The organism is Mesorhizobium sp. NPDC059054 (assembly GCF_042739215.1).
In the GTDB taxonomy this organism is placed as follows: domain Bacteria; phylum Pseudomonadota; class Alphaproteobacteria; order Rhizobiales; family Rhizobiaceae; genus Mesorhizobium.
The window spans coordinates 285662-311806 of record NZ_JBHYHV010000001.1 but is presented as its reverse complement, the minus strand read 5'-3'; the positions used below and the strand labels follow the sequence as shown (position 1 = coordinate 311806).

28 protein-coding genes are annotated in these 26145 nt (G+C 62.3%); 15 read left to right on the top strand and 13 right to left on the bottom strand.

Features of this window, described 5'->3' with window-relative positions; genetic code table 11:
- Nucleotides 1-53: 53 nt before the first annotated feature.
- Nucleotides 54-1310, top strand: a complete 1257-nt coding sequence (locus ACFWXH_RS01435; protein WP_379116891.1) for an Hsp70 family protein — start codon at nt 54-56, stop codon at nt 1308-1310.
- Here ACFWXH_RS01435 and ACFWXH_RS01430 read toward each other — a convergent pair.
- From ACFWXH_RS01430 to hrcA, 3 genes are all read right to left on the bottom strand, one after another.
- Nucleotides 1307-2647 carry a PQQ-dependent sugar dehydrogenase gene (locus ACFWXH_RS01430; RefSeq protein ID WP_379116889.1) on the bottom strand — a complete coding sequence of 447 codons (1341 nt, stop codon included), beginning with the start codon at nt 2645-2647 and terminating at the stop codon, nt 1307-1309. The two genes, ACFWXH_RS01435 and ACFWXH_RS01430, sit on opposite strands and share 4 nt — an antisense overlap.
- Nucleotides 2648-2731: 84 nt before the next feature.
- Nucleotides 2732-2926: a hypothetical protein gene (locus ACFWXH_RS01425; protein WP_379116888.1), complete on the bottom strand. Its 195-nt coding sequence runs from the start codon at nt 2924-2926 to the stop codon at nt 2732-2734.
- Nucleotides 2927-2958: 32 nt separating this feature from the next.
- Nucleotides 2959-4044, bottom strand: coding sequence for a heat-inducible transcriptional repressor HrcA (hrcA, locus tag ACFWXH_RS01420; protein ID WP_379116886.1), 1086 nt, complete (start codon nt 4042-4044; stop codon nt 2959-2961).
- A gap of 134 nt (nt 4045-4178) precedes the next feature.
- Between hrcA and rph the strand changes: the two genes are divergently transcribed.
- Genes rph through hemW form a run of 4 tightly spaced genes read left to right on the top strand, consistent with a single transcriptional unit; the run spans nt 4179 to nt 7117 of the window.
- Nucleotides 4179-4895, top strand: coding sequence for a ribonuclease PH (gene rph, locus ACFWXH_RS01415; RefSeq protein WP_379116884.1), 717 nt, complete (start codon nt 4179-4181; stop codon nt 4893-4895).
- A 6-nt stretch (nt 4896-4901) separates the two neighbouring features.
- Complete coding sequence (locus tag ACFWXH_RS01410) at nt 4902-5312, top strand: VOC family protein (RefSeq protein ID WP_379118901.1); 411 nt, start codon at nt 4902-4904, stop codon at nt 5310-5312.
- The gene (gene rdgB, locus ACFWXH_RS01405; RefSeq protein ID WP_379116882.1) at nt 5313-5960 is read left to right on the top strand and encodes an RdgB/HAM1 family non-canonical purine NTP pyrophosphatase; all 648 of its coding nucleotides are present in this window, start codon (nt 5313-5315) and stop codon (nt 5958-5960) included.
- On the top strand, nt 5960-7117 hold the full coding sequence (gene hemW, locus ACFWXH_RS01400) for a radical SAM family heme chaperone HemW (protein WP_054309185.1): 1158 nt from the start codon (nt 5960-5962) through the stop codon (nt 7115-7117). Before rdgB ends, hemW begins: the two co-directional genes overlap by 1 nt.
- A 20-nt stretch (nt 7118-7137) precedes the next feature.
- Here the strand turns inward: hemW and ACFWXH_RS01395 are convergent, their stop codons facing one another.
- The gene (locus ACFWXH_RS01395) at nt 7138-7329 is read right to left on the bottom strand and encodes a hypothetical protein (protein WP_379116880.1); all 192 of its coding nucleotides are present in this window, start codon (nt 7327-7329) and stop codon (nt 7138-7140) included.
- 131 nt (nt 7330-7460) lie between these two features.
- Here ACFWXH_RS01395 and rsmI point away from each other — a divergent pair, with 131 nt between their 5' ends.
- The 3 genes from rsmI (at nt 7461) to ACFWXH_RS01380 (ending at nt 9103) form a co-directional block, all read left to right on the top strand.
- Nucleotides 7461-8363, top strand: a complete 903-nt coding sequence (gene rsmI / locus ACFWXH_RS01390) for a 16S rRNA (cytidine(1402)-2'-O)-methyltransferase (protein ID WP_379116878.1) — start codon at nt 7461-7463, stop codon at nt 8361-8363.
- Nucleotides 8356-8733, top strand: a complete 378-nt coding sequence (locus ACFWXH_RS01385) for a YraN family protein (protein WP_379116876.1) — start codon at nt 8356-8358, stop codon at nt 8731-8733. Before rsmI ends, ACFWXH_RS01385 begins: the two co-directional genes overlap by 8 nt.
- Before the next feature lie 139 nt (nt 8734-8872).
- Nucleotides 8873-9103, top strand: a complete 231-nt coding sequence (locus ACFWXH_RS01380; protein WP_379116874.1) for a DUF3297 family protein — start codon at nt 8873-8875, stop codon at nt 9101-9103.
- 9 nt (nt 9104-9112) lie between these two features.
- Here ACFWXH_RS01380 and ACFWXH_RS01375 read toward each other — a convergent pair whose 3' ends face one another.
- Together ACFWXH_RS01375 and ACFWXH_RS01370 are read right to left on the bottom strand one after the other, a co-directional pair.
- Entirely contained in the window at nt 9113-9397 is a 285-nt protein-coding gene (locus ACFWXH_RS01375) for an acylphosphatase (RefSeq protein ID WP_379116872.1), read from the bottom strand.
- On the bottom strand, nt 9394-10761 hold the full coding sequence (locus ACFWXH_RS01370) for a cytochrome P450 (protein WP_379116869.1): 1368 nt from the start codon (nt 10759-10761) through the stop codon (nt 9394-9396). The genes ACFWXH_RS01375 and ACFWXH_RS01370 overlap by 4 nt, the downstream gene beginning before the upstream one ends.
- A gap of 152 nt (nt 10762-10913) precedes the next feature.
- On the opposite strand from ACFWXH_RS01370, the gene ACFWXH_RS01365 reads away from it, so the two are divergent.
- Nucleotides 10914-11735, top strand: coding sequence for an aminoglycoside 6-adenylyltransferase (locus tag ACFWXH_RS01365; RefSeq protein ID WP_379116867.1), 822 nt, complete (start codon nt 10914-10916; stop codon nt 11733-11735).
- A 58-nt stretch (nt 11736-11793) separates the two neighbouring features.
- Here the strand turns inward: ACFWXH_RS01365 and ACFWXH_RS01360 are convergent, their stop codons facing one another.
- Nucleotides 11794-12024, bottom strand: a complete 231-nt coding sequence (locus tag ACFWXH_RS01360; RefSeq protein ID WP_054309193.1) for a hypothetical protein — start codon at nt 12022-12024, stop codon at nt 11794-11796.
- A gap of 492 nt (nt 12025-12516) precedes the next feature.
- Here ACFWXH_RS01360 and gyrB point away from each other — a divergent pair, with 492 nt between their 5' ends.
- Nucleotides 12517-14994, top strand: a complete 2478-nt coding sequence (gene gyrB, locus ACFWXH_RS01355; RefSeq protein ID WP_379116865.1) for a DNA topoisomerase (ATP-hydrolyzing) subunit B — start codon at nt 12517-12519, stop codon at nt 14992-14994.
- 116 nt (nt 14995-15110) lie between these two features.
- On the opposite strand, the gene ACFWXH_RS01350 is transcribed toward gyrB, so the two are convergent.
- Nucleotides 15111-15935, bottom strand: a complete 825-nt coding sequence (locus ACFWXH_RS01350) for a LuxR C-terminal-related transcriptional regulator (protein WP_379116863.1) — start codon at nt 15933-15935, stop codon at nt 15111-15113.
- 119 nt (nt 15936-16054) lie between these two features.
- On the opposite strand from ACFWXH_RS01350, the gene ACFWXH_RS01345 reads away from it, so the two are divergent.
- From ACFWXH_RS01345 to ACFWXH_RS01325, 5 genes are all read left to right on the top strand, one after another.
- Complete coding sequence (locus ACFWXH_RS01345; protein WP_379116861.1) at nt 16055-17197, top strand: ABC transporter ATP-binding protein; 1143 nt, start codon at nt 16055-16057, stop codon at nt 17195-17197.
- Nucleotides 17178-18341 carry a PotD/PotF family extracellular solute-binding protein gene (locus ACFWXH_RS01340; RefSeq protein WP_379116859.1) on the top strand — a complete coding sequence of 388 codons (1164 nt, stop codon included), beginning with the start codon at nt 17178-17180 and terminating at the stop codon, nt 18339-18341. The genes ACFWXH_RS01345 and ACFWXH_RS01340 overlap by 20 nt, the downstream gene beginning before the upstream one ends.
- Nucleotides 18342-18418: 77 nt before the next feature.
- A complete protein-coding gene (locus ACFWXH_RS01335; RefSeq protein WP_379116857.1) occupies nt 18419-19282 on the top strand; it encodes an ABC transporter permease in 864 nt (287 codons plus the stop codon).
- Nucleotides 19282-20094, top strand: coding sequence for an ABC transporter permease (locus ACFWXH_RS01330; protein ID WP_379116855.1), 813 nt, complete (start codon nt 19282-19284; stop codon nt 20092-20094). Before ACFWXH_RS01335 ends, ACFWXH_RS01330 begins: the two co-directional genes overlap by 1 nt.
- A 10-nt stretch (nt 20095-20104) precedes the next feature.
- Nucleotides 20105-20866 carry an SDR family NAD(P)-dependent oxidoreductase gene (locus ACFWXH_RS01325; protein WP_379116853.1) on the top strand — a complete coding sequence of 254 codons (762 nt, stop codon included), beginning with the start codon at nt 20105-20107 and terminating at the stop codon, nt 20864-20866.
- A gap of 70 nt (nt 20867-20936) precedes the next feature.
- Here ACFWXH_RS01325 and ACFWXH_RS01320 read toward each other — a convergent pair whose 3' ends face one another.
- From ACFWXH_RS01320 to ACFWXH_RS01300, 5 genes are all read right to left on the bottom strand, one after another.
- On the bottom strand, nt 20937-21689 hold the full coding sequence (locus tag ACFWXH_RS01320) for an ATP-binding cassette domain-containing protein (RefSeq protein ID WP_379116851.1): 753 nt from the start codon (nt 21687-21689) through the stop codon (nt 20937-20939).
- 10 nt (nt 21690-21699) lie between these two features.
- Complete coding sequence (locus tag ACFWXH_RS01315; RefSeq protein WP_379116849.1) at nt 21700-22899, bottom strand: alanine racemase; 1200 nt, start codon at nt 22897-22899, stop codon at nt 21700-21702.
- Nucleotides 22900-22909: 10 nt separating this feature from the next.
- The gene (locus ACFWXH_RS01310) at nt 22910-23884 is read right to left on the bottom strand and encodes an ABC transporter permease (protein WP_379116847.1); all 975 of its coding nucleotides are present in this window, start codon (nt 23882-23884) and stop codon (nt 22910-22912) included.
- A gap of 43 nt (nt 23885-23927) precedes the next feature.
- Nucleotides 23928-24992: a substrate-binding domain-containing protein gene (locus tag ACFWXH_RS01305; protein ID WP_379116845.1), complete on the bottom strand. Its 1065-nt coding sequence runs from the start codon at nt 24990-24992 to the stop codon at nt 23928-23930.
- A gap of 61 nt (nt 24993-25053) precedes the next feature.
- Complete coding sequence (locus ACFWXH_RS01300) at nt 25054-26115, bottom strand: substrate-binding domain-containing protein (RefSeq protein WP_379116843.1); 1062 nt, start codon at nt 26113-26115, stop codon at nt 25054-25056.
- Nucleotides 26116-26145: the final 30 nt, after the last annotated feature.

The following is a 26145-nucleotide window of genomic DNA, read 5'->3' as shown; positions in this document are numbered from 1 at the left end:
GCGACCCGCACCGACAGGTCGCGCCCTTTTACGCAAACATCCAGGACGAGACGATGCGACCGGCTTTCGGCGGCATAGACTTCGGCACCTCCAATTCCACCGTTGGCGTGATCGAAAACGGCCGGCCACGCCTGGTGGAGCTGGAGGACGGCAATGCGACGCTGCCCTCAGCGATCTTCTTCAATTTCGAAGACGGCAACACCCTGTTCGGCCGCCGTGCCATCAGCGATTATACGGATAGCGTCGAAGGCCGGCTGATGCGCGCGCTGAAGAGCGTGCTGGGTTCTTCGCTGGCACATGAAAAGACGCGCATTCAGGCACGCACGCTGGCCTTCACCGATATCATCGGCCTTTTTGTCGCCCACCTGAAGGCGCGGCTGGACAGCCATGCCGGGCAACCGGTGGAAAATGTGGTGCTTGGCCGACCCGTGCGTTTCGTCGACGAGAGCGACGCCGCAGATACCGATGCGCAGAGCCAGTTGGAAAAGGCAGCCCGCAAACAAGGCTTCAAGCATATTGACTTCCAATTTGAGCCGATCGCCGCAGCCCTCGACTACGAACATACGCTCAACCGCGAAGAACTCGCCCTGATCGTCGACATGGGCGGTGGCACGTCTGACTTCTCCATCGTGCGGGTGTCACCGGAGCGTTCCGCCGCCAGCGACCGCAAGGGCGACATCCTGGCCAATCGCGGTATCCACATCGGCGGCACCGATTTCGACCGGTTGCTCAGCATAGCCAGTGTCATGTCCGAACTCGGCTATCTGACACCGACAAAGGACGGCAAGCGCAACCTGCCGGCGGGTTATTTCGTCGATCTCGCCACCTGGCAGCGCATCAATCTGCTCTACACGCCGAAGGCCATGCTGGATCTGCGCCAGATCCGCTACGAGGCCGCGCGGGCCGATCTGGTCGACAGGTTGATCGAAGTGGTCGAACACCGTTTCGGGCATGCGCTCGCCACGAAGGTGGAAAGGGCGAAGATCGCGCTGACCGACCAGGACGAGGCAACAGTGGAGGTGGTTCTGCCCGGCGCGAACTTCTCGGCGGAATTGACCAAACAAGGCCTGGAGGGCACCATCCACAACGAGGTCGGTCGCGTCACGCAAACGGTTGCCGATACTCTGGCCGATGCCGGCGTGAAGCCGGCGGACATCACTGCCGTATTCCTGACAGGCGGCTCGACCGCCATCCCCATGGCGCGGCGCAGCATCCTGGGATTGGTGCCCGACGCCAAGGTGGTGCAGGGCGATGCGTTCGGTTCGGTCGGCCTCGGCCTTGCGCTCGACGCACGCCGCAAATTTGCCTAGCCTTTACCTTTGTAAGAGACACGCCAGACGGTACCGTTGCCGTCCTCGGTGACGATCAGCGAACCGTCCCTGGCCACCGCCACGCCCACCGGTCGGCCCCACACAGCATCGTTGGAGACGACGAAACCGGTCATGAAGTCTTCGTACTCGCCGGTCGGCTTGCCATCCTTGAAGAACAGCCGCACCACCTTGTATCCGGTCGGCGCGCCGCGATTCCACGAACCGTGCAAGGCGACGAAGGCATCGCCCTTATATTCGGCTGGGAACTGATTGCCTTCGTAGAAGGCGATGCCCAGCGGCGCCGAATGCGCCTGCATCAGAACGTCCGGCACTGTCACCTTGCCCGCGAGGTCGGGGCGAGTTCCGGCATGGCGCGGATCCTCATTGTCGCCGATATAATACCAGGGCCAGCCGTAGAAGGCGCCCTGCTTTACCGACGTTGCGTATTCGAAGGGAAGATTGTCGCCCAGCGCGTCGCGTTCGTTGACCACGCACCAGGGTTCGCCGGTGGCCGGCTGGACGGTAAGCCCCGAGCAGTTGCGCAGGCCGGTGGCCACGGTGCGGCTGTTCTTGCCGTCGGCGTCAAAAGCAAAGACGGCGGCGCGGCCGCGTTCGTAGCTCCATGCAGCTCCAAGCGCCTCGTTGGCGGCCCATGCCTTGGGACCCCCGGGAGGATCTCCGAGGTCTTCTGCTGCATTGGAAGCCGAACCCACCGACAGATAAAGCGTGGTGCCATCCGGCGAAAAGGCGATGTCGCGGGTCCAATGGCCACCGTCAGGAATGTCCGTGACAACCGTTTCGGGTTTTCCGGACGCCTTCAGGTCGCCCTCCTCGTAAGGGAAGCGCACGATGCTGTCGGTGTTGGCGACATAAACCCATTGCGGCTTGGCCGGTGGATAGAAAGCGATGCCGTAGGGTGAACTCAGCCCCTTGGCGTAGATGGATTCTTCGGCAGGCTTGGCGCCACCGGTGCCAAGCCTGTAGAGCCGAACCTGATCAGCGCGGCTGTCGGCAACGAAGATGTCGCCATTCGGGGCAACGCGCACCGCGCGCGGATTGCTGATGCCTGAAACGATCAGTTCGGCCGAAAAGCCGGCGGGCAGTTTCGGCTCCGCATTCTTCGGGCGCCGGACCTCGCTGGGGCTGTTCGAAGCGGAATCGGACACATAGGGTTTCGGAAGATCCTGCGGGGTTATCAAGCGCCGGATGCCGGGCTTGTCGGCGCGCCAGCCACCGAAGGCGGCCTCCCCTTTCAGAACTTCGGATTGCTGGGCGAGAGCCGAAGAAACCGGCGCTACAAAGAACGGAACCAGCAAGGCTGCGACAGCACGTTTCACATCATCCTCCTTCGACCGCCACGACGAAGATAGGATGGGAGACGCGTCAGCGCATCACAACTGACCGTGAAAAACGACCGCCCTTCAGGCCTCGGCGCCGAAGTCAGCTTCCAGCCGCTTTTCCAGTTCGACAAGATCGGCCGGCAGCGGCAAGCCGAGCGCACGCAGTTCGGAGAACTTCTCGCGCAACTGCTCCTGGATCTCGTGCTCGTCTTCCGGCTGGTTGACCATCTCCTGCAGAAGCAGGCCGATACGGGCTTTGATCTCTTCCAGCGCCATGGTGTTCCCTCCTGGCTGGCAGTCTCGGCTAACTACCGCAGCATGCGCGAAATCAGCTGTGCCGTATAGTCCACCATCGGCACGATGCGCGCATAGTTGAGCCGCGTCGGGCCGATCACGCCGAGGGCGCCGACCACGCGCGCGTCCTTGTCGCGATAGGGCGCGACGACCAGCGACGAGCCCGACAGCGAAAACAGCTTGTTTTCCGAACCGATGAAGATGCGCACGCCCGAGCCCTGTTCGGCGAGGTCGAGCAACTGGATCAACCCATCCTGGGTTTCCATGTCCTCGAACAAACGCTTCAGGAGCTCGATATCGGCCTGAGCGGTGACGTTTTCGAGCAGATTTGCACGACCGCGCACGATAAGGCGCGCCGGCAAGCCGCTTTCAGTGCCTGCCCAGACGGCAAGGCCTTTTTCGACCAGATCCTGCGACAGCGTATCGAGCGCGGTGCGGGTTTCTTCCTTCAACCTTGAAATCTCACCGCGTGCCTCGGCGAGCGTGCGGCCGCGGATATGGGCGTTGAGGAAGTTCGAAGCCTCATGCAGTTGCGAAAGCGTGATGCCGGCCGGCAGGTCGATGACGCGGTTTTCGACATCGCCACCCTGTGAGACCAGCACCGCCAAAGCCTTGCCCGGCTCCAGTTGGATGAACTCGATATGCTTCAGCGCCACTTCTGCCTTGGCCGCCAGGACAAGCCCTGCACCACGCGACATTCCGGACAGCATCTGGCTGGCTTCGGTCAGCATGTGTTCGAGCGACATGCCCTCGCCCGAAGCCTTCACCTGCGCCTCGATGGAACGGCGTTCCTCGCCGGTGAGATCGCCAAACTCCATGAAAGCATCGACAAAGAAACGTAACCCCTGCTGGGTCGGCAGCCGGCCTGCGGAAATATGCGGCGCGTAGATCAACCCAAGATGCTCGAGGTCGCTCATCACGTTGCGGATCGTCGCCGGCGACAGCGACGAGGGCAGAATACGCGACAAGGAGCGTGAGCCGACCGGCTCGCCGTCCCGGAGATAGGACTCGACGATGCGCCGGAAGATGTCGCGCGAACGGATATCAAGCGGCTGAAAGGCCGGCGATTGCATGATCGGATCAACGATGGGCTTGGTCATCGGGCGCTAAATCTCCGAAGACAAGGATATAGATTGCAGCCGGTGCGACGCAAGCGACCCGTTTTCCTTTGCGCCCGGTCTTCCATGGAGCTACAAGCCGGCCACGACTCCAAAACCAAGAAGAAAGACCTTTGATGCGCCCCTCCAAACGCCAGCCAGACGAAATGCGTGCGATCTCCTTCGAGCGCGGCGTTTCCAAGCACGCCGAAGGCTCCTGCCTGGTCAAATTCGGCGACACGCACGTGCTGTGCACGGCAAGCCTGGAGGAAAAGGTGCCCGGCTGGATGCGCAACACCGGCAAGGGCTGGGTGACGGCCGAATACGGCATGCTGCCACGCTCGACCGGCGATCGCATGCGCCGCGAGGCCTCCGCAGGCAAGCAGGGTGGGCGCACGCTGGAAATCCAGCGCTTGATCGGCCGCTCGCTGCGCGCCGTGGTCGATATGCAGGCGCTGGGCGAGGTCCAGATCACCGTCGACTGCGACGTCATCCAGGCCGATGGCGGCACCCGCACGGCTTCCATCACCGGCGGTTGGGTGGCGCTCTACGACTGCCTGCGCTGGATGGAAGCACGCCAGATGGTAAAGCTGGACAAGGTGCTGAAAGACCATGTCGCCGCCATTTCATGCGGCATCCATGACGGCCAGCCGGTCATCGATCTCGACTATCTTGAGGATTCCTCCGCCGGCACCGACGCCAATTTCGTCATGACCGGCAAGGGCGGGATCGTCGAAATCCAGGGCACGGCCGAAGGTGAACCTTTCTCGGAAGAGCAGTTCACGGCGCTGATGGGCCTGGCCAAGAAGGGCATTTCCCGCCTGGTGTCCCTGCAGCAGATGGCGGTGGCCTGAAGCGTGATACAGCCTGCCGCCATCCTTGAATCCGCGCTCTACGTCACCGATCTGGAGATAGCGGAAGCGTTCTATGCCGATGTCATCGGCCTGGAGCGCATCGGCAAGGTTGAAGGCCGGCATGTGTTCTTTCGCTGCGGCCAGGGCGTGCTGCTGCTGTTCAACGCGGACGCAACGCGGCATCCACCAGCGCCCGATGCTCGTTTGCCGGTGCCGCCGCATGGCACGACCGGTCACGGCCATCTCTGCTTCTCGGCAAGTGCCGAGGAACTGGATCGCTGGAAGGCGCATCTGAGTGCGCATGGCGTCGCCATCGAGGCCGAATTCGAATGGCCGCAAGGCGGCCGCTCCATCTATCTGCGCGATCCTTCCGGGAACTCGCTGGAATTCGCCGAACCCAAGATCTGGAAGCTGTAAATGCATTCGCTCGATGGAAAGAAGATCGTCGTCGCCAGCCACAATGCCGGCAAGCTGAAGGAATTCGCCGACCTGATGGCACCTTTCGGTTTCGAGGCGAAATCGGCCAAGGAATATGGCCTGCCGGAGCCGGACGAGACCGGTACGACCTTCGAGGAAAACGCCTATATCAAGGCTTTTGCCGCTGCGCAGACGACCGGTCTGCCGGCGCTTTCGGACGATTCTGGGCTTTGCGTCGACGCGCTTGACGGCGCACCAGGTGTCTACACCGCCAACTGGGCCGAAAAGCCCGACGGCAGCCGCGATTTCGGCATGGCGATGCAGAAGACCGAAGATGCGCTGCAGGAAGTGAAGGCGACCGAAGCAGCGCAGCGTTCGGGACGCTTCGTGGCTGTTATCTGCCTCGCCTTCCCGGACGGCCAGGCCGAATATTACCGCGGCGAAGCGGAAGGCACATTGGTCTGGCCACCGCGTGGCGATCTTGGCTTCGGCTATGATCCAGTGTTCCGCCCCGACGGGCACGACAAGACCTTCGGCGAGATGACCGCCGAGCAGAAACATGGCTGGAAACCCGGCCAGGCCGAGGCGCTGTCGCACCGCGCCCGCGCCTTCCAGAAGTTCGCCCGCGCAAGGCTGGGTTCGGCCTGATGCTGCTGGATCGGTCGCCCGGCTTCGGCGTCTACATTCATTGGCCGTTCTGCGCGGCCAAATGCCCTTATTGCGACTTCAACAGCCATGTCCGCCACCAGCCGGTGGACCAGGAACGATACACGCGTGCCTTCGAGGCCGAGCTTGCCACGATGCGCGAACGTACCGGCCCGCGCCAGGTGACCAGCATCTTCCTTGGCGGCGGCACGCCATCGCTGATGAAGCCGGAAACCGTCGGTGCCGTTCTGGATGCGGTCGCCAAAAACTGGACGGTACCGGCCGGCATCGAAGTGACGCTGGAGGCCAACCCGTCTTCCGTCGAGGCCGAACGTTTCCGCGGCTATCGCAGCGCGGGCGTCAACCGTGTTTCGCTCGGCGTGCAGGCGCTGAACGACCGCGACCTCAAATTCCTCGGCCGGCTGCACAATGTCGAGGAGGCGCTGCACGCCATCGGGCTCGCCCGCGAGATCTTCCCGCGGCTTTCCTTCGACCTGATCTACGCTCGCCCCGGCCAGACGCCGGAAGCCTGGGAAGCGGAGCTCGAGGAAGCGATCGGCCATGCCGCCGATCATCTGTCGCTCTATCAGCTCACGATCGAGGAAGGCACACCCTTCCACATGCTGCATGCAGCAAGGAAGTTCGAAATCCCGGATGGTGATCACGCAGCCGACCTCTATCAGCTGACGCAGGAAATCACCGCGGCTCGCGGCCTGCCGGCCTATGAGATTTCCAACCATGCAAAACCAGGCGCCGAGAGCCGGCACAACCTGACCTATTGGCGTTATGGCGAATATGTCGGTGTAGGCCCCGGCGCGCATGGCCGCTTTGTCGAGAAGGGCACGCGCGTGGTGACGGTGGCCGAGAAGATGCCGGAAACCTGGCTGGATCTCGTCGAAGCCAAGGGCCACGGCGTCACCGGAGGCGAGATTCTTACCCGTTCGGAAGAAGCCGACGAATTCCTGCTGATGGGATTGCGACTCGCAGAAGGCATCGACCTTGCCCGTTACGAGCAATATTCGGGTCGTGCCCTGCCCTCGGCTCGGCTTTCGATCCTGCAGGAAGAAGGGCTGGTCACATCGATCGGCAATTCACGCCTGCGCGCTACGGCTGCCGGCATGATTGTTCTGGATGCTGTCGTGGCTGACCTGGCGCGTTAACCAGGCTCACAACCGGCGGCTCACGCGTGCCGCTTATGACCGTTTTTGACACGGTCCTTTTCGGCAAAGAGCTCACCGCCGCGGCCTGACTTTCCTTCGTCCTTGCCATGCCGGTGATCGCCGTTTTCGTCACCGGAGGCGTGAGAAGGCCCTGTCTCCCGGGCGCTGCGCGCTTCCAACTGGGACATGCAGGCGTCGAAATGATTGGGCATCGCGTGCTTCCAGAATCACCCATGAATTCCGCTGCGCTTTGTGTGCTGCGGCCCTGTGGCAAAGGTGTGGCGGCGCGCGACTTTTGCAAGTCTTCGCCGCCCGTGCCAAACAAGCGCAGACCGGAGGGCACATGAACGGCGAAACGACCAGGAAGACCTATGTGATCGGGCAGACGGAGCTTGCTGCCCGACCGCTCGAAGCTGCGCTCTATCTGGTAGCAACGCCGATCGGCAACCTGGCCGACATCACCCTGCGCGCCTTGGAAACGCTGGCTTCGGCCGATCTCGTCGCCTGCGAGGACACACGCGTTTCGCGCGTGCTTCTGGAGCGCTACGGTATCCGCCGCCGCACCACCGCCTATCACGAGCACAATGCCGCCGAGGCTGGCCCGAGACTGATCGCGGCTCTCGAACAGGGACAAAGCGTCGCGCTGATCTCGGATGCCGGTACCCCGCTGGTTTCCGATCCTGGCTACCGGCTGGTCGGTGAAGCGATCGAGCGCGGCATCCGCGTGGTGCCGATACCCGGTCCTTCGGCGGCACTCGCTGCGCTGACCGCCTCCGGCCTGCCCTCCGACACCTTCCTGTTCGCAGGCTTCCTGCCGGCCAAAACCGGCCAGCGCCAGACACGACTGGAAGAGCTTAAAGGCGTTCCGTCGACACTGATCTTCTTCGAATCTCCGCGACGGCTGGCCGAGACGCTGGAGGCGATGGCCGAGGTTCTGGGCGGGGCACGCCAGGCAGCGATTGGGCGTGAACTGACCAAGACCTTCGAAGAGATACGGCCCGGTACGCTGGCCGAGCTTGCCGCGCACTATGCAGAAGCCGATACGCCGAAAGGTGAGATCGTCATTTGTGTCGGTCCGCCACTGGCACAAACCGAGAGCCCCGAAGACATAGACCGGCTGCTTCTGTCGCTTGCGGCGGAAATGCCAGCTTCCAAGGCGGCTTCGGAGGCCGCCAAGATGACCGGCGGTCAGAAGCAGGTGCTCTACCGCCGGCTGCTCGAACTGAAGGAAGCAAACGGTGGCTGACGCCTCCGTTGTCCGGAAACGCAAATCCTATCGGCGTGGTCACCGCAGCGAATGGCTGGCTGCCATCGCCCTGACTTTCAAAGGCTATCGCATCCTCGCCCGCCGCTACCGCACCAAGCTCGGTGAGATCGACCTGATTGCCCGGCGTGGCGACCTCATACTGATCGTCGAAGTCAAGGCGCGGCGGACATTGGTGGAAGCGATGGAAGCAATCGAATACGAGTCCGAGCACCGCATCGAGCGCGCCGCAGACCTATGGCTGTCGCGCCAGCCGGATTTCGGCAAGCTTTCGGTGCGCTTCGATATGGTGGCGGTCCTGCCCTGGCGCTGGCCCGTGCATGTCGAGAACATCTTTCAAGGACATGACTAGCGCCCGTCCAGCCGGACACAAACATCGGAACGGAGCCACAGGGCTTTACCGTGATGGTAAATGCCCTTAACAGCGCTCCCGACCTTAAAATTCGTGCTTCTGCGCCCTGCCGCAGTCGCCTTGTGTATTGGAGCAATCGATGGCCCTTCCCGACCGGTTGAGCAACGACCCGCGCAGCCCCTATTTCGATGCAGAGGTGCTCGAGCGCGGCGTCGGCATCCTGTTCAACGGACGCGAGCGCGATGACGTGAGCGAGTATTGCGTCAGCGAAGGCTGGATCCGTGCGCCCGCCGGCAAATCGAAAGACCGTTTCGGCCAGCCGATCACCATCAAGCTGAAGGGTACGGTCGAGCCGTTCCCGAAGCCGTAAGGCTATCGATCAGCCGGTGATGTCGAAATCCATCGGCGCATCGGAGGGGTCGGCGGGTTTTGGCTCGACACGTCTGACGCCGGCGCCGGACGGCCCTTGCCAGAAGGCTTTCAGCATCTCGGCCACGGCTTCGTTCGAACCTGCGATCAACGCGCTGACTGAACCATCCGGTTCGTTGCGCACCCAGCCGCGCAGGCCAAGCCGTGACGCCTCGCGTTGTGTCCACACACGAAAGCCGACACCCTGAACGCGGCCGGTGATGTGCACGCGCACCGCTTTGCTGCTGCCGTTCACCGCTTCGTCACCCGCATCGGCAGACCACCCTCAGGTTGTGTGGTCAGCTTCTGCACCGGCCAAGGTTTCGTCTCGGCGACCGTGTCGAAACGGAAACGCGAAAGCAGGATGGCGAGCGCGATGATCGCCTCCTGCATGGCGAAACTTGCCCCGATGCATACGCGCGGACCGGCGCCGAAAGGGAGATACTGGAACCGGTCCATCTTTTCCCGGTTTCCAGGATGGAAGCGCTCCGGCAGGAAGGCATCGGGGCGATCCCACAGCTTGCGGTGGCGGTGCACCACCCAGGGCATCACCAGCACGGCAGCACGCGGCGGAATATAGAGCCCGTTGAAGGTCTCCGGCTCGACCGGCTCGCGATTGATCGACGGGGCCGGCGGATAGAGCCGCAGCGCCTCTTCGAAAACCGCGCGTGTGAGCGGCATGGCGTCCAGCCATTTGGTCGGATCCGGCTCGCGTGCCAGAACGGCATCGATCTCGGCTTCCACCGGCTCGCGCTCCCACGGTGCCTCGGCCAGGCAATACAGCGTCCAGCCGAGCGCGCGGGCCGTCGTTTCGTGGCCGGCACCGATGAAGGTGATGATGTTGTCCTCCACCTCGGCGCGGGTCAGCCCATCAGGCCCTTCGGCCTTGAGCAGCAGGGTGAGAAAATCCTGCGGCACGCCGTTGGGATCGCGCTTCAATCGCTCCTCGCGCATCAGCACGGTGTTGGTGACGATGTTACGGAAATACGCCAACGACTTGCGGCCGCGGATGCGGGTCAGCCTCGGCAACCAGTCCGGCGCACGCAGCAGATCGAGCGGATCGACCCGGCCCATGGTCTCGAACAGCCGGTCGATCTGGCTGGCAAAACTGCCCGGCTCGCCGGCGATCTCGCCGGAAAACAGCGTCTCGGCCAGGATGTCATAGGTCAGCATGGTCATGTCATGAGCGACATCGCTGACCGCGCCGTCCTCATAGCGCTCGACGAACTCGACCGTGCGTTTCAGCATCGGAGCGGCAAAGCCGAAGATGTGACGCGGCGTGAACACCGGAGCCATCGCCTTGCGTGAACGCTTCCAAACGTCGCCCTCCGCGGTGAGGAGGCCGTCGCGCAGGATGGGGCGCAGTATTTTCTGGCGCACCGTCGCCATCTTGTAGTTTTTGGCGTTGTCTACGAGCACATGACGGATGAGCGCCGGATCGTTGGCGACGACCAACGGCCCACCGATACCGGTCACCGAAATCCAAGGTTCGTTGTAGGAAGGCTCACCCCACAACTCGAGCGGATTGCGGTAGACGATACGCATCATCTCCAGCGTCGAGGGCGGCACGGTGCGCGGCTTCGGCGCCGGCGGAACGAAGGGGGCTGGCTTTGTGTCCATGACGTCTTCCGTGGCTGGCTCCAATGTAGTGAGCGCCAATAGCGGCGTCCATGCGGCGTGGCGGCAGGATGACGGAGCACGAACCCGTACCTTGTACGAACCGACGCATTTCCTACCTAGGAGACAGCCGCAACGCAGGAGTTCATTCCAGCATGAACCGCACCGACGTTCTGGACGCCGTCGTCACGTGGGCAAACGGCCATGAAGGCGTCGAAGCGCTTGTCCATACCGGATCGCTCGTCCGTCCGGACAACCGCGCCGACGAATTCTCCGATCTCGATATCGAGATCATCGCGGCAAGACCCGCGGGCCTTGCGGCGAACGACACATGGCTGGCAGAAATCGGCGAACTCATCACTGTGCTTCGCCTCGATGAAGACCAGGACTGGGCAACCCGGCTGGCGATCTTCGAGGACGGCGTGAAGGTTGATTTCACAATCGCGGGCCGCCAACGCGTAACGGAGATGGTCAAGTCCGGACTCGACCCGCTCTATGAACGCGGTTACCGGATTTTGCTGGACAAGACGGGCGTCACCAAGGATTTGCCGGCACCATCCCATCGATTTCCGATCGCTTCGCTGCCTTCATCCGAGACGTTTCGCGAACGCGTCGAGGAATTCTGGTTCGAGGCATTCCACGTGCCGAAATATCTTGCCCGCGGCGAGCTTTTCCTCGTCAAACAACGCGACTGGACCATGAAGGAACTGCTGCTGGAAATGATCGAATGGCATGCAATCGCAACGAATTCGAAGCCGGTGGACATCTGGCACATTGGAACCCATCTCAGGGAATGGACCGACACCGAAACCTGGCGCGATTTACAGGAAACGTTCGGCCGTTTCGACGCCGACGATCAGAAGCGGGCCTTCGAGGAAACTGTGAAGCTTTATGGCCGACTTGGTCGCGAGGTCGCGGCACGTGCCGGGTTCCACTACCCGCAGCAGGTCGAAGACAAAATCCGCGCGCTGGACTGATCCGTACTGCGCAAACAACGGACAGGACCCGGGCTGGGCACTTCACCGCAGGATAAATTCAGTTCCTTGGTTCCTTCCGCTCAAGGTAAAGCTTCAGGCTTTCGCGGATGTCGGCTTCATCAAAGACACCCTGCGAGAACAGGTCCATTGCCTCCCGGGCCAAATTCTCCGCGGCGGTGCTGCCACGCCTGAGGCCACGCTGGGTGCAGATGTCATCATAGATGACTTTCAGAAGTTTGAGATCGTCGGGATACGCAGCCCCGCTCGTCGAGGAATGGCGAATCACCATAACTCCCTTCCCTTGCACTTGGGGCGGAAGCGCGTCTTCGCTTACAGCCGGCGATGCCCTGACCCATCTATCGCCGATGAACAAGCATACGACTGTTGATCGAAATGTCCAAATCGCAGAGTGAAGCAGCCTGCTTTGCGCGCTCCGTCAGCAACGTCATCATTTCCCGCATGACCGAGCGCCGGCCTTACCGCATCTGCCGGCGTCGATCCGACCAGGCGACTGTGGAGGTTACGTGCTCGTCATTTTGTGGGGGTTGCCCCCCGGGCGCTGGAGCCTCGACGCGTTCGGAACGGAGCTGAATAAGGCGCTGGGACACCAAGACCACTCGAGTGAATGGATCGCCCTCGCCTCTACGAGGCATTATCCCCGCTGCAGTACCCCGTAAACCTTGGAAAAACCGCCTTTTACCCCTATATCTGACTTCTCGGGACGAGCACGATTCGGGCGCTTCCTGCGCCTTTTAGAACGGTATCGAACAGACAGGTTTCCATGAGCGATCAGAGCGAAAACGCCAACGGCGGCAGCGTCGAGTATGGCGCCGATTCCATCAAGGTTCTCAAGGGCCTGGATGCAGTGCGCAAGCGCCCTGGCATGTATATCGGCGACACCGATGACGGTTCGGGCCTGCATCACATGGTCTATGAGGTGGTCGACAACGCCATCGACGAGGCGCTGGCCGGCCATGCCGACTTGGTGACGGTGACGCTTAATCCGGACGGTTCGTGCACGGTGATCGACAATGGCCGCGGCATCCCGACCGACCTGCACCCGAGCGAAGGCGTCTCCGCGGCCGAGGTCATCATGACCCAGTTGCACGCCGGCGGTAAGTTCGACCAGAACTCCTACAAGGTCTCCGGCGGCCTGCACGGCGTCGGCGTTTCGGTGGTCAACGCGCTGTCGGTGTGGCTGCGCATCAAGGTTCGCCGCGACGGCAATATCCACGAAATGAGCTTCACCCATGGCGATGCGGACGCGCCATTGAAGGTGACCGGCACCTATCACCAGGAAAAGCTCCCTGGCACCTATGAAGGCCGCAGCGGCTCGGAAATCACCTTCCTGCCGTCATCCGACACGTTCAAGGGCGTGACCGAATTCGATTACGGCACGCTGGAGCACCGGCTGCGCGAACTTGCCTTTCTGAACTCGGGCGTGCGCATCGTGCTGACCGACAAGCGTCATGCCGACGTCAAGACGCAGGAACTGCACTATGAAGGCGGGTTGGAAGAGTTCGTCAAATATCTCGACCGTTCCAAGAAGTCGCTGATCGAGAAGCCGATCGCCATCAAAAGCGAACGCGACGGCATCACCGTGGAAGTCGCCATGTGGTGGAACGACAGCTACCACGAGAATGTGCTGGCCTTCACCAACAACATCCCGCAGCGCGACGGCGGCACGCATCTGGCCGGATTCCGCGGCGCGCTGACGCGCCAGGTGACCGGCTATGCCGATACTTCGGGGCTGACCAAGAAGGAAAAGGTGACGCTGACCGGTGACGATTGCCGCGAAGGCCTGACCGCCGTGCTTTCGGTAAAGGTGCCGGACCCGAAATTTTCCTCGCAGACCAAGGACAAGCTGGTGTCGTCGGAAGTGCGGCCGGTTGTGGAAAGTCTCGTCAACGAGGCGCTCGGCACCTGGCTGGAGGAACACCCATCCGAGGCCAAGACACTGATCGGCAAGGTGGTGGAAGCCGCCGCCGCTCGGGAAGCGGCGCGCAAGGCGCGCGAGCTCACCCGCCGCAAGGGCGTGCTCGACATCACCTCCCTGCCCGGCAAGCTTGCCGACTGCCAGGAGCGCGATCCGGCCAAATCCGAAATCTTCATCGTCGAGGGTGACTCGGCAGGCGGCTCGGCCAAAAGCGGTCGCTCGCGCCAGAACCAGGCGATCCTGCCGCTGCGCGGCAAGATCCTCAATGTCGAGCGCGCGCGTTTCGACCGCATGCTGTCGTCCGATATGATCGGCACGCTGATCACCGCGCTCGGCACCTCGATCGGCAAGGACGAATTCAACGCCGACAAACTGCGTTACCACAAGATCATCATCATGTCGGACGCCGACGTCGACGGTGCCCACATCCGCACGCTGCTGCTCACCTTCTTCTTCCGGCAAATGCCGGAGCTGATCGAGCGCGGGCATCTCTATATCGCGCAGCCACCGCTTTATAAGGTGAGCCGCGGCAAGAGCTCGCAATACATCAAGAACGAAGGTGCCTTCGAGGAATTCCTGATCTCCTCCGGCCTCGAGGAAGCCTCTCTCACGCTCTCGTCGGGTGAAGTCCGCACCGGCCAGGATCTTGCTTCCGCCGTGACGGACGCGTTGGGTGTGCGTCAGCTGATCAACGGCCTGCACACGCGCTACAACCGCGCCGTGGTCGAACAGGCCGCGATCGCCGGCGGCCTCAACCCTGTTGTCTTCACCGATCTCGGCCGCGCCAATGCCATGGCCGAAACGATCGCAAGGCGGCTTGATGCCATTGCCGAGGATATCGAACGCGGCTGGCAGGGACGTACATCGACTTCCAACGACGGCACGGGCGGCTATGTGTTCGAACGCACCGTACGCGGCGTGCGCGAGGTGGTGCAGCTCGACATGGGCCTGATCAATTCGGCCGATGCGCGCCAGCTTGATCGTTACGCTTCCCGCCTTGCCGAAGTCTATTCCGAGCCACCGCATCTGCGCCGCCGCGAGACCTCTGAGATGATATCCGGCCCACTCGCCCTGCTCGACGCGATTTTCGCCGCTGGCAGGAAGGGGCTGACCATGCAACGCTACAAAGGTCTGGGCGAGATGAACGCCGAGCAGTTGTGGGAGACGACACTCGATCCGAACGTGCGCTCGCTGCTGCAGGTCAAGGTCAACGATGCCACCGACGCGGACTCGCTGTTTGCGAGGCTGATGGGCGACGAAGTGGAACCGCGCCGCGAGTTCATCCAGGAGAATGCGCTCAGCGTGGCAAACCTGGATATCTGAGTGATCGTGCACTGACGGTTCGGATTTGAACGCGTAATTCTGCATGTTTTGACACGCAGCCGTTCAAGCCAGGCCAACGCCCCGACGCTTTTATGGGCGCCGGTGGAGATCGGTAGTCATTGCCGTTTTTCAATGATCTGGATGAAACGGGCAAAAAGCTCGGCCTGCGATTTGATGCCGAGCTTGCGGTGGATGTTGCGGCGATGAACCTTGACGGTCCCAGGAGCAACACCCAGTGACCGCGCGATGGATTCGGTCGAATGACCCTGGAGCACCATATCGACGACGTGCATCTCGCGCGAAGTCAGTGACAGGCTTTCCCATATGTGGGCGCGGTCGAATTCATTTGCACGCACCTGCGTGCCCCTGGCCATCGATGCGGGATGCTCCTTTTCGGACATTTCAGGCAGTTCCGCCCAGCGCAGGCGGCAAAGTTCGATGACCGTGGGGGCCATGTCGCGCAGCAGCCGAGCGTCGGCGGTGCCGAATGGTCCTGTTGTCTTGAGCCGCATCAAGGATAGAACCAGAGCCTGCTTTCCAGCGAGCGGTACGAAGAAACCGACCTCTTCGGCCAGGCGTGTCTGGCTGTAGTAGGAACGGAAATATTCGCTGGCATAGAAGCGATCCGGCGCCAGTTCGCGCATGCGCCAGAAGCCTTCCCGACGCTCCACCGCGGCGTGATGGAAGGGATCGAGCAGGTAAGGTCCTTCCTGGTAGAGCGCGACAAATACATGGCTTTCAGCCGGCGAAAACGTTTCAAACAGCATCGGCGGCCGTGCCGCGCCGCGATAGCCGAACACGACCGAATGATCGAAGAAAACGTGCCGGCGCAGCCAACCGACCAGCGCCTCTCCAAAACCGCGGCCCTCGGTCTCCCGGGTGGCGGCGATCACCGACGCAAGGTCACCGAAATCGTCGCCGCGGGAGGTTTGTTGTCGCAAGGAAATACCACTCGGATCAGTGAAATTGTACCCATATACCACCTGTGAGGTATATACGAGTTGAAATTTTCTGCTAGCGTTGCGAGAGTTGTGACGCGTCCGCGCTTGGAGACATTCGTTTGACCGCAGCGCTCAATTCCGACATCGAGTTCCGCGAGGTCGCCAAGCGCTATGGCGCGGTCACTGCCGTCAGCGGCATCAATCTTTCCATTCCTCCAGCCGCCTTCGTTGCCCTGCTCGGACCATCGGGCTGCGGCAAGACCACCTGCCTGCGCATGATCGCCGGTTTCGAGCAGCCAAGCGAAGGCCAGGTGCTCATCCGCGGCAAGGACATGGCCGGAACGCCGCCTTATCGGCGGCCCGTCAACATGGTGTTCCAGCAGTACGCGCTGTTTCCGCATCTCGACGTGGAGAACAACGTGGCCTACGGGCTGCGCCAGCAGCGGCCCAGGCTTTCCGCCCGGGAGATCCGTCTAAGGGCAGGCGAAGCCCTGGCGATGGTTCAGCTCGCCGGCTATGGCCATCGTAAGGTTCACGAGCTTTCGGGCGGTCAGCAGCAGCGTGTCGCGCTCGCCCGTGCCCTGGTCAACAAGCCGGCGGTGCTGTTGCTCGATGAGCCGCTGGCGGCACTCGACAAGAAGCTGCGCACGGACATGCAGATCGAACTGCAGAACCTGCAGCGTGAACTGGGCATAACGTTTGTGCTGGTCACGCACGACCAGGAAGAAGCCTTGTCGATGAGCGACTTCGTCTGCGTGATGAATCGTGGCAGCATCGTCCAGATCGGCCAACCTAACGAAGTCTACCACGAGCCGGCGGACCTGTTCGTCGCCGATTTCGTCGGCAAAACCAATCTCTTACCCGGCAAGGTCTCCGGCCGCGCGGACGGCCTGGTCGAGGTGCGGCTCGCCAACGGGTCCACGATCTCGGCGCGAAGCCGTAGCAACCTCGCCAAGGGCGACGACACTTCGGTCAGTCTGCGGCCGGAAGCACTGCGGCTGGAAGCGCCAGGGCGAGGCACGCTGCAAGGTGTCGTGCGCAATCGCATCTTCCTGGGGGCGACTGTGGAATATGTCATCGAGGTGCCGGTCCTGGGAACGCTCATGGCCACCGCAGACCATCAGTTCGTCCAGGGAAATCTCTTCGAGCCGGGTGAGCCCGTCGCCATCGGCTTTGCTTCGGGAGCACCGCTGGCGTTCCCGGGCATCAAGGAAAACGGGACAAAACAGAGGGAAACCAGAAATGTCGAAATCATATCGTGACGGTCTGCCCGTCACATCGGAGGAATTCGTCCACCAACTCATGCGCCTCAGGCGTGGCTCCATCGGCCGTCGCGACTTCCTAGGCCTGACCGGCCTCGGCATCGCCACCGCCATCCTCGGCCGCGAACTGGGCCTCGCCCCGACACCGGCCCGCGCCGCCGAGAACCTTGGCGACCGTATGTCGATCGCCACCTGGCCCAACTACCACGATCCCGCGACCTTCGAGAACTTCACCAAGGACACCGGCGTGGCCGTCGAGGTCAATGTGTTCGGCTCGAACGAGGAAATGCTTGCCAAGCTGCAGGCCGGCGGTTCGGGCTGGAGCCTGTTCGTACCGACCAACTACACCATCTCGACCTACAGGAAACTTGATCTTATCGACCCGCTCGACATGGCCAAGCTGACCAATTTCGACGCCAAGTCGGAGGATGCGCGCTTTACCGCCGAAGGTACGATCGAGGGTGTCGTCTACGCGGTGCCGAAGAACTGGGGTACCACCGGCTTTGCCGTGAACACCAAGAAACTCACCAAACCGATGACCAGTTGGAAGGAGTTCTGGGATACGGCCATGGCTGAGGGCGACGGCCGCACGATGGTGCACGACTATCAGCTCACCACCATCGGCAATGCCTTGAAATATTTCGGTTTCTCCTTCAACTCGCTGAAGCCCGACGAGCTGGCCAAGGCGGAGGAGTTGCTGATCAAGGTCAAGCCGCACCTCTTCGCGGTTTCCAGCGACTACCAGCCGCCGATGCGGGCGGGCGACGCGTGGATGACCATGTGCTGGACCAATGACGGCGCCCAGCTTCACCGCGACATCCCCGAGATCGCCTATGTGCTCGGCAAAGAGGGCGGCGAGATCTGGACCGATTTCTATGCAATCCCCAAGGATGCGCCGAACAAGCCGGCAGGCTACGCCCTGCTCAATCACCTGATGAACCCGCAGGTGGCGGTGAAAGAGCATCTAGCCAACGGCGCGCCCTGTACCGACGCGCGCGTCAACGCGCTCCTGCCGAAGGAAGTGTTGGAAAACCCGATCCTCTATCCCGCAGCCGAGTTGCTCACGCCACTTGAATTCGGTGCGGCAGCGACGCTTACCGACCCTTCGCGCGCCGAACTGATGGCACGCTTCAAGTCGGCCTGAGCCGGTCCGTTCCTGTCACAAACCTTGCCGGCGAGCGCGGGGCAAACCGCGCCCGTCGGTGACTTGGATCTAGCCGGATGCCTGGTAGCCGCCTTCGCCGAAAACTGCTGACCACCCTGCTGCTGGCCCCGGCCGGCGCATGGCTGATCGTCTTCCTCGTGCTGCCTTTCGTCGCCATCATCATCTTCAGCGTCGGCGAACGCGCACCGGAAGGTGGCTATCAGGCAGCGCTGACGCTGACGCAGTATGCCAATCTGCCGGCCCGTGCCGCCGCCTTCTGGAACACGCTGATCCTTGCTCCCGTCGGTGCTTTCGCTTGCCTGCTGGTGGCCTATCCCGTCGCTTACTATCTCGCACTGAAGGCGTCGCAGCGCTGGCGGCTGATCCTGCTCGCGCTGATCGTCATTCCATTCTGGACCAGCCTTCTGATGCGCACCTATGCCTGGATGTACATCCTCGGCGGCCGCGGCATCCCGGCCCTGCTCGCCTATGTCGGCATTGAGGATTTGCGGCTCATCAACACGCCGGGCGCCGTGCTGCTCGGCATCGTCTACGGTTACCTGCCGCTGATGATCCTGCCGATCTATGTCAGTCTCGAACGGCTCGACCGCCGCCTTCTGGAGGCTTCCGCCGATCTCGGCGCCAGGCCGGTCTCGACCTTTTTTGGAATAACATTCAGGCTTTCGCTGCCTGGCGTGACGACCGGCTTTTCGCTGGTGATGATCCTGCTGCTCGGCGAATATCTGATCCCGACAATGCTCGGCGGCGGCAAGGTCTTCTTCCTCGGCAACGCACTGGTCGACCTATTCCTGCAGTCGCGCAACTGGCCATTCGGTTCCGCCATCGCGGTGACGCTGGTGCTTGTTTCGGTCGTAGTCCTCATCATCGCGAACCGTGTTTCGAGCCGCTTCTCCGGTGCGCGCCAGGTGGACCTGATCTGATGCGCGTCTTCATCGTTGCGGTCTTTGCCTTCCTCTACCTGCCGATTGCGCTGGTCGTGCTGTTCTCATTCAATGCCGGCCGGCACGCCAGCGAACTCACAGGCCTTTCGACGCAATGGTATGGCAAGGCGCTGTCCAATCCTTTCCTGGTCGAGGCCTTGAAGAACAGCCTGTTCATCGCAACCACCAGTGCCTTCCTGGCAGCCGTGATCGGCACTGCGGCAGCCCTCGGTCTCGCCCGCGTGAGCCCGCGCATCCGCGCAGCCTTCGACGCGCTGCTGGGCGCGGCCATCGTGGTGCCGGGCGTCGTCATCGGCATCTCGACGCTGGTAGCGCTGGTTCAGTTGTTCGATGTGGTCAACCCGATGCTCGCCTCGATCTGGCCGGGCGACGCTCCGCCTCGGCTGGCGCTGGGCTATGGATCGATCATCGCGGCTCACGGCCTGTTTTCGATGGCCCTGGTTTCGATGATCGTACGCACCCGGCTCGGCAGTCTCGACCGCAGCCTCGTCGAAGCCTCGAGCGATCTTTACGCAACGCCGTTCACGACCTTCCGCTCGATCGTGCTGCCGCAGATCATGCCGGCCGTCCTTGCGGGCTTTCTGCTCGCCTTCACCTTCTCCTTCGACGATTTCATCATCGCCTTCTTCGTCGCCGGATCGCAGACCACGCTGCCGATCTATGTCTTTGCCTCGATCCGCCGCGGCGTCACACCGGAAATCAACGCTATCGCCACCATCGTGCTCTGCGCTTCGGTGTTCATGGTCCTGTTGGCGCAACTTTTGCTGCGCAAGCGCACGCCCTCCCACTGAAAGGCCCATCATGCTGCTCAAAGATCGCATTGCCGTGGTGACCGGCGCGGGCTCAGGCATCGGCCGCGCCGGCGCTTCGCTGATGGGCAGGGAGGGAGCCGTGATCGTCATCGCCGACCGGGATGCGGCGGCAGGCAAAGCCGCGGCGGAGGCAATCCGCTCCGTGGGAGGACGCGCCGAGGCCATCGCCACCGATGTCGCGGATGACACCCAGATCGAGCGGCTCGTCGCGACCACACTCGACCGTCACGGCCGCATCGACATCTTGCACAACCATGCCGGCATACAAATCGGCGGGCCGCTGACGGAGGTCGCGGCCGAAGGCATGGACGCTTCCTGGCGCATCAATGTGCGGGCGCAGTTCCTCACTGCGAAACTTGTTGTGCCGGCCATGATCGCGCAAGGCAGCGGCGTGATCGTCAATACGGCTTCGAATTCCGGTGTCTTCTACGACCGTGAAATGATCGCCTATGCCACCTCCAAGCACGCGGCCGTGGCGATGACGCGGCAGATGTCGATCGACTATGCCAAATACAATGTGCGCGTGAATGCTTTGTGCCCGGGCTGGGTGGACACGCCGTTCAACGATCCGTTCATCGCGCAGATGGGCGGTCGGGAAGCGATCGAAACCTATGTGCGGACAAAGATCCCCATGCAGCGTTGGGCAACGGCCGAAGAGATCGCTGAGGCGATCCTTTTCCTTGCGTCCGACAGGTCTTCCTTCATGACCGGACAAGCACTGGTGATCGACGGCGGCGAAAGCATCGCATAACGGGGACCTTTCTGGCGGTGGTGGCAATCATGCCCGGCCACAGCCAGAACCCATGCCGACCAGTCGCGCGCTACTGCTGTTGCAGGCCGGTGATCATGGCGATGATCTCGTTCTTGTCAGTTTTCGCCGTTTCGCGCACGCCAATCTGCTTGCCGCGTCGCAGCACGCAGATGCGGTCGGAGAGCCGGAAGACCTGATCGAGACTGTGGCTGATGATCAGGACACCGATGTTGCGCCGCTTCAGCGACAGGACGATTTCCTCGACCTTGGCGGTTTCGGCAACCCCCAGCGCGGCCGTCGGTTCGTCGAGCAGGATCAGCTTGCTTGCCCAATGCGTGGCGCGCGCGATCGCTACGCCCTGCCGCTGGCCGCCTGACAGGTCGCGAATAGTGGCGTGCGCGGAGGGAATGCGCACGTCGAGCTCTTTCACCAGTTTATCGGTCTCCGCGATCATGCGGCGCCTGTCCAGCAGGCCGAAACCGTTCACCGGTTCCCTACCCAGGAACATGTTCATGTAGACACTTTGCTGATCGGCAAGAGCGAGATCCTGATAGACCACCTCGATGCCGTGCGACCGCGCCATGGTGGCGTTGGACATCGTCACCGTCTCGCCCTCGATGGAGATCGTGCCCGAGGTTGGGGAATGGACGCCCGAGATGATCTTGATCAGCGTAGACTTGCCCGCACCATTGTCGCCGACCAGCGCGACGATCTCGCCCGGATGGACTTCGAGCGAGAAGTTCTCGATCGCGGTGATGCCGCTGAACATCTTGTGAATGTCCTGCAGCTTGAGCACTGGCGCACTTGCCTCAGTCGAATTCATGACATCGCTCCTAAACAGGCCAGGCGGCCGTCTCACCAAAACCGTTCTCGATGGTCTCGACCTTCGGCTGGCCTTTCGAAATGCCGGAAACGCCGACGACGAAAGCACGGGTGACGAAAGCCTGCCCACGAAAGCCGAAGACAGCGGTGTCACCGGGCTTGGGCGCCGACGGACCGGCGGCGTCGATCATCGCGTAATAGTCGATCGCCGAAGCTGGCGGCACCTCGACGCTGCGCAACGCAGTTGCCGCCACGGTGGGCTCGGCGCCGACCAAGGCCTTCACGTCATAGTCCGGGAAGATCGGATCGATGTAGAAACCGCCACCCAGGCAATAGGCCTTGCCACCTGAAAGATGCGACACCTCGGTGAGATAAAGCACCGCCGGCAGTTCCGGCAGGTCTTCCATCACATGCAGTGCAGTCGTGCCGTGAAGGCCGTTGCCGGGTTCGCATTGGGTGGCCCCTGCGTCGGCAAGCGCCTGCAGCATCACCGCGGAGGTGGTGCCGGGCGCATTGATCTCGATATCCTTGCGGCCGGATTTCGCCAACGTCTCGGCGGCCTTCGACAGTGTCGAGAGATTGTGCGTCGGCAGGACCTTGCGCGTTGCCTGGTCGAACAGCAGGGCCGGGAATGTGGTGATGCCGGCGAAACGTCCTCCATCCAGCGCATCCAGCCTGTCAGCCACCGCCGTAATATCCGCCGCATCGTAGCCGCCCTCATGGCCGCGATAAAAGGTATCTCCTTCGGCGCGGATGCGCGCCAGCAGACCCTGCGTATATCCAGCAGCTTTCGCACCGGCAGCGGCCTCGCCGGCCTTGCTGTCGTTAAAGACCGTCCAATAGTCAGGCGCGAACGCCTTTGCCGCAGCCGCAACCTCGTGGCGTGCGACCTGCTGCAGATGTCCGAGATGGCCGAGCTTCAGGCCGGCCTTGTGAGTGGCGCGTGCGCAGGCCATGTCGACGGCGACTGCACGATCGATGCCGCCGCGCTTGACTGCCTGGCAAAATGAGCTCGAGCGGCCAACCTGCTTGGTCATCGCGAAGGTCTTCAGCCCCAGCCGCGCCGCCTCGTCGGAGAGCACGCGGGCATTGCGTTCGACCGTGTCCAGGTCGAGCACGTAGGCGTTTGCCGGGATCTTCCCCTGCTGATGCAGGGCCATCACGGCTTCGATGAAAGCCGGATTGCGGCGGCGCAGAACGTCGAGAAACATGGTTGCTCCTTCAGCGGGACTTTTCGCGCAGCGATACGGCGACTGCTGCCAGGATGATGAGGCCTCTGACGATCATCTGGTCGGAGACCGACAGGCCCATGAGGATGAGGCCGTTGTTGAGCATGCCCATCATCAGCGAGCCGACCAGCGCACCGATGATCGATCCTCTGCCGCCGTTCAGTAGCGTGCCGCCGACGATGACGGCGGCGATGACGGTCATCAGATCGGTTTCGCCGAGCGTATACTTGGCGGCCTGCAGGCGGCCGGCATAGAGCAGGCCGGCAAGGCCCGCGAGAGTGCCGCTGATGGCCATGACAGCCAGCCTGATGCGCGGCACGCTGATGCCGGAGACGCCGGCGGCGCGAGCATTGTCGCCGGTCGCCAGGACATGGGCGCCGAAACGGGTCTCACGATAGATGATGTGACCAATGGCGACGGCGATTGCCGTCCACCAGATCAGCGATGGGATGCCAAGGAAGACACCCGAGCCGAAGAAGCCGGTGAAGACACTGTCGGTGACCGGGATGGAACGCAGGTCCGTCATCGATCGCGATACACCCGCAAACAACCCCAGCGTCGCCAGGGTGACCAGGAAGGACGGCAGCTTGACATAGGCGACCAGCGCGCCATTGATCAGGCCGATCAGCAGGCCGGCGCCGAGACCGGCCAGGACGCCCGCGACAAGGCCATACTGGCCAAGTGTCACCGCTGCGGCCAAAGCAGCCACCGCGACTGTCGAACCGATCGAAAGGTCGATCTCCCCTGCCGACATGACGAAGACCAGGCCGATCGCCATGATCGTGGCCGGCGCGGTCTGCAGCACGATGTTGGAGAGGTTCCGGACCGTCAGGAACCCGCTGTCCTTCAGCACCACAGCGAAGAACAGGAAAATGGCCAGGAAGCCAAGATAGACGACATATTGCTGCAGGTTGAAGCGATTGGCCAAGCCTTGGCCGACAGCGCTCGTATTGGCACCGGACATCATTCTTCCTCCGGAAAGGCAGGGGCAGCCAGCCCCCGCATCCTTGTTACTTCGTGGCTTCCGCGATGCTTTCGGGCATGTCCTTGTGAAGCGACTTCTTCCAGCCCTCGGCGACGGTTTCCTTGGTGACGGCAAGCGAGTCGACCACCAGGAAGGGCTCCGCCGCCTTGCCGACCAAGGAGCCGGCCGCGGCACGCGCGACGGTGACGCCGATGTCGTAGGCTTCGTCGGCCACCAGCGCTGCGATGTTACCGCCCTTGACCATGTCGAGTGCTGCCGGTTCGTTGAGGTCGAGCGTAACGATCTTGGTGTGGGTATTGCCGGCGTTGCGCAGGGTCGAAAGCACACTGAGCGCGGGCTCCGCCCAGGTCACGTAGATACCGTCGAGATCCGGGTTCTGGGTGACCATCGCCTGGGCGATTTCCTCGGCGCGGGCAGGATCAGCCATGCCGGCTTCCACGACGATCTTCATATCAGGATAGTCTTTCCCGATCGTCGCCTTGAAGGCGCCGTCACGCTGGTTGGTGACGTAGAAATCCGCGTCGTGGAAAATATAACCGACCTTGCCCTTCTTACCGAGCGCTTCGGCCATGGCGATGCCGGCCTTGTTGCCCATCTGGAACAGGTCGTCCGAAACGATGGTGACGTAGTCCTTGCCATGCTCGTAGCCGGCCGGCGAATTGTCGACGAAAGCCAGTTTGACGCCGGCAGCGCGTGCCGGGTCGTAGACGCTTGCCGCACTTGCCGGATCGACCGGCAACGAGACGATGATCGAAGGCTTCTTGGCCAGCACCGTCTCCACGTCGGCCTTCTGGCGGGCACCGTCGAAGCCGGCGTCCGTCTGGGCAACGACTTCGATGCCGAGGCGCTTGAACTCGTCCTGCGCACCGCGGTTCACCGCGTTGGTGTATTCGCTCATTTCGTGCCAGACCAGCGCGGCGGTGAACTTGCCGTCCCTGATCTTCTGTTCCTGTTCCTGGCTCAGCGTCATGCTGGCTGCCGGCGTCGGCTTTTCACCGTGCGGACCGGTAGTCACGCCCTCGGCGGCAAAAGCGGATGTCGCCGCCACCAGACCCGCAAACAGCGCGAAACTCTTGAATTTCATCGACATCGTTTCATCCCTTGTGAGGCGAGTTGAAGGACCCCGCGGCGTAAGCCGCAAGGCGACCGCGCTACTTCGCGGCGTCGAGCACCGTTTTCGGCGCGTCGCGATTGAGCGATTCCTTCCAGCCGTCGGCGACGTTTTCCTTCGTCACGGTCAGCGCAGGCGCAACCACGAAAGCCGGCGTCTGCTGACCCAGCAGCGATTTCATGCCGGCTGCGGCCATGGCCCGGCCAAGCTCGTAGGCCTTGTCGGCGACAAGTGCTGTGACATTGCCACCCTTGACCATGTCGAGCGCGACCGGCTCGGCAAGATCAAGCGTAACGATCTTGGTCTTGGCATTGCCGGCCGAGCGCAGCGCCGAAAGAACGCCGTCTGCGGGTTCGGCCCAGGTCACGTAGATGCCGTCCAGATCCGGGTTCTGAAGCAGCATCGCATTGGCAATCTCTTCGGCACGTGCCGGATCTGAAATACCCTTTTCGGCGACGATCTTGATGTCGGGATAGCTCTTCTCGATGGTGGTCTTGAACGCCTGGTCACGCTGGTTGGTCACGTAATAGGTGGCATCGTGGAAAATGTAGCCGACCTTGCCTTTGCTGCCGATCGCCTTGGCCAGCGCATCGGCCGCCTGCTTGCCCATCTGGAACAAGTCATCGGTGACGATCGAAGCGTAGTCGCCGCCCTGCTTGTAGCCGCTGGGCACATTGGACAGGAACACCAGCCTGGTGCCGTCCTTCACCGCCTGACGGAATGCTTCGGCGGAGGTGACCGGATCGAGTGGCAGCGCCAGGATGACATTCGGCTTGGCAGCCAGCGCCGTTTCGATGTCACTGCGCTGGCGGGCCGCGTCGAAACCCGCATCCGTGGTCACGGCAATGTCGACGCCGGCACGCGCGAATTCGTCCCTGGCGCCTGCCGAGACCGCATTGGTGAAGTCTGAAGAGGTATGCCACAGCAGCGCCGCTTTGTAGCCCTTGCCTTTCAGCGCGCCGATATCGGCGTCGCTGAGCTTGACTTCGGCGCTCGGGGTAGCGGCTTCACCAGCCGGCCCGACCGTTTGCGCGAAGGTGGCGCCCGCCGCCAGCGTCAGGCCGCCTGCCAGCGCGGTAGCCAATAGTTTCTTCAAGATCATTTCTTCCTCCCTTTGTTGTTCGTTAGAATT

Excerpts from the sequence above, each read along its gene's own strand:
- hrcA (WP_379116886.1), bottom strand. The coding sequence starts at position 4,044 with ATGACCAAGCCCATCGTTGATCCGATCATGCAATCGCCGGCCTTTCAG.
- ACFWXH_RS01395 (WP_379116880.1), bottom strand. The coding sequence starts at position 7,329 with ATGCCCAATCATTTCGACGCCTGCATGTCCCAGTTGGAAGCGCGCAGC.
- ACFWXH_RS01300 (WP_379116843.1), bottom strand. The coding sequence starts at position 26,115 with ATGATCTTGAAGAAACTATTGGCTACCGCGCTGGCAGGCGGCCTGACG.
- ACFWXH_RS01325 (WP_379116853.1), top strand. The coding sequence starts at position 20,105 with ATGCTGCTCAAAGATCGCATTGCCGTGGTGACCGGCGCGGGCTCAGGC.
- ACFWXH_RS01330 (WP_379116855.1), top strand. The coding sequence starts at position 19,282 with ATGCGCGTCTTCATCGTTGCGGTCTTTGCCTTCCTCTACCTGCCGATT.
- ACFWXH_RS01310 (WP_379116847.1), bottom strand. The coding sequence starts at position 23,884 with ATGATGTCCGGTGCCAATACGAGCGCTGTCGGCCAAGGCTTGGCCAAT.
- hemW (WP_054309185.1), top strand. The coding sequence starts at position 5,960 with ATGCTGCTGGATCGGTCGCCCGGCTTCGGCGTCTACATTCATTGGCCG.
- rdgB (WP_379116882.1), top strand. The coding sequence starts at position 5,313 with ATGCATTCGCTCGATGGAAAGAAGATCGTCGTCGCCAGCCACAATGCC.
- ACFWXH_RS01365 (WP_379116867.1), top strand. The coding sequence starts at position 10,914 with ATGAACCGCACCGACGTTCTGGACGCCGTCGTCACGTGGGCAAACGGC.
- ACFWXH_RS01315 (WP_379116849.1), bottom strand. The coding sequence starts at position 22,899 with ATGTTTCTCGACGTTCTGCGCCGCCGCAATCCGGCTTTCATCGAAGCC.
- ACFWXH_RS01335 (WP_379116857.1), top strand. The coding sequence starts at position 18,419 with ATGCCTGGTAGCCGCCTTCGCCGAAAACTGCTGACCACCCTGCTGCTG.
- rsmI (WP_379116878.1), top strand. The coding sequence starts at position 7,461 with ATGAACGGCGAAACGACCAGGAAGACCTATGTGATCGGGCAGACGGAG.
- ACFWXH_RS01320 (WP_379116851.1), bottom strand. The coding sequence starts at position 21,689 with ATGAATTCGACTGAGGCAAGTGCGCCAGTGCTCAAGCTGCAGGACATT.
- rph (WP_379116884.1), top strand. The coding sequence starts at position 4,179 with ATGCGCCCCTCCAAACGCCAGCCAGACGAAATGCGTGCGATCTCCTTC.
- gyrB (WP_379116865.1), top strand. The coding sequence starts at position 12,517 with ATGAGCGATCAGAGCGAAAACGCCAACGGCGGCAGCGTCGAGTATGGC.
- ACFWXH_RS01340 (WP_379116859.1), top strand. The coding sequence starts at position 17,178 with ATGTCGAAATCATATCGTGACGGTCTGCCCGTCACATCGGAGGAATTC.
- ACFWXH_RS01380 (WP_379116874.1), top strand. The coding sequence starts at position 8,873 with ATGGCCCTTCCCGACCGGTTGAGCAACGACCCGCGCAGCCCCTATTTC.
- ACFWXH_RS01435 (WP_379116891.1), top strand. The coding sequence starts at position 54 with ATGCGACCGGCTTTCGGCGGCATAGACTTCGGCACCTCCAATTCCACC.
- ACFWXH_RS01425 (WP_379116888.1), bottom strand. The coding sequence starts at position 2,926 with ATGGCGCTGGAAGAGATCAAAGCCCGTATCGGCCTGCTTCTGCAGGAG.
- ACFWXH_RS01360 (WP_054309193.1), bottom strand. The coding sequence starts at position 12,024 with ATGGTGATTCGCCATTCCTCGACGAGCGGGGCTGCGTATCCCGACGAT.
- ACFWXH_RS01370 (WP_379116869.1), bottom strand. The coding sequence starts at position 10,761 with ATGGACACAAAGCCAGCCCCCTTCGTTCCGCCGGCGCCGAAGCCGCGC.
- ACFWXH_RS01305 (WP_379116845.1), bottom strand. The coding sequence starts at position 24,992 with ATGTCGATGAAATTCAAGAGTTTCGCGCTGTTTGCGGGTCTGGTGGCG.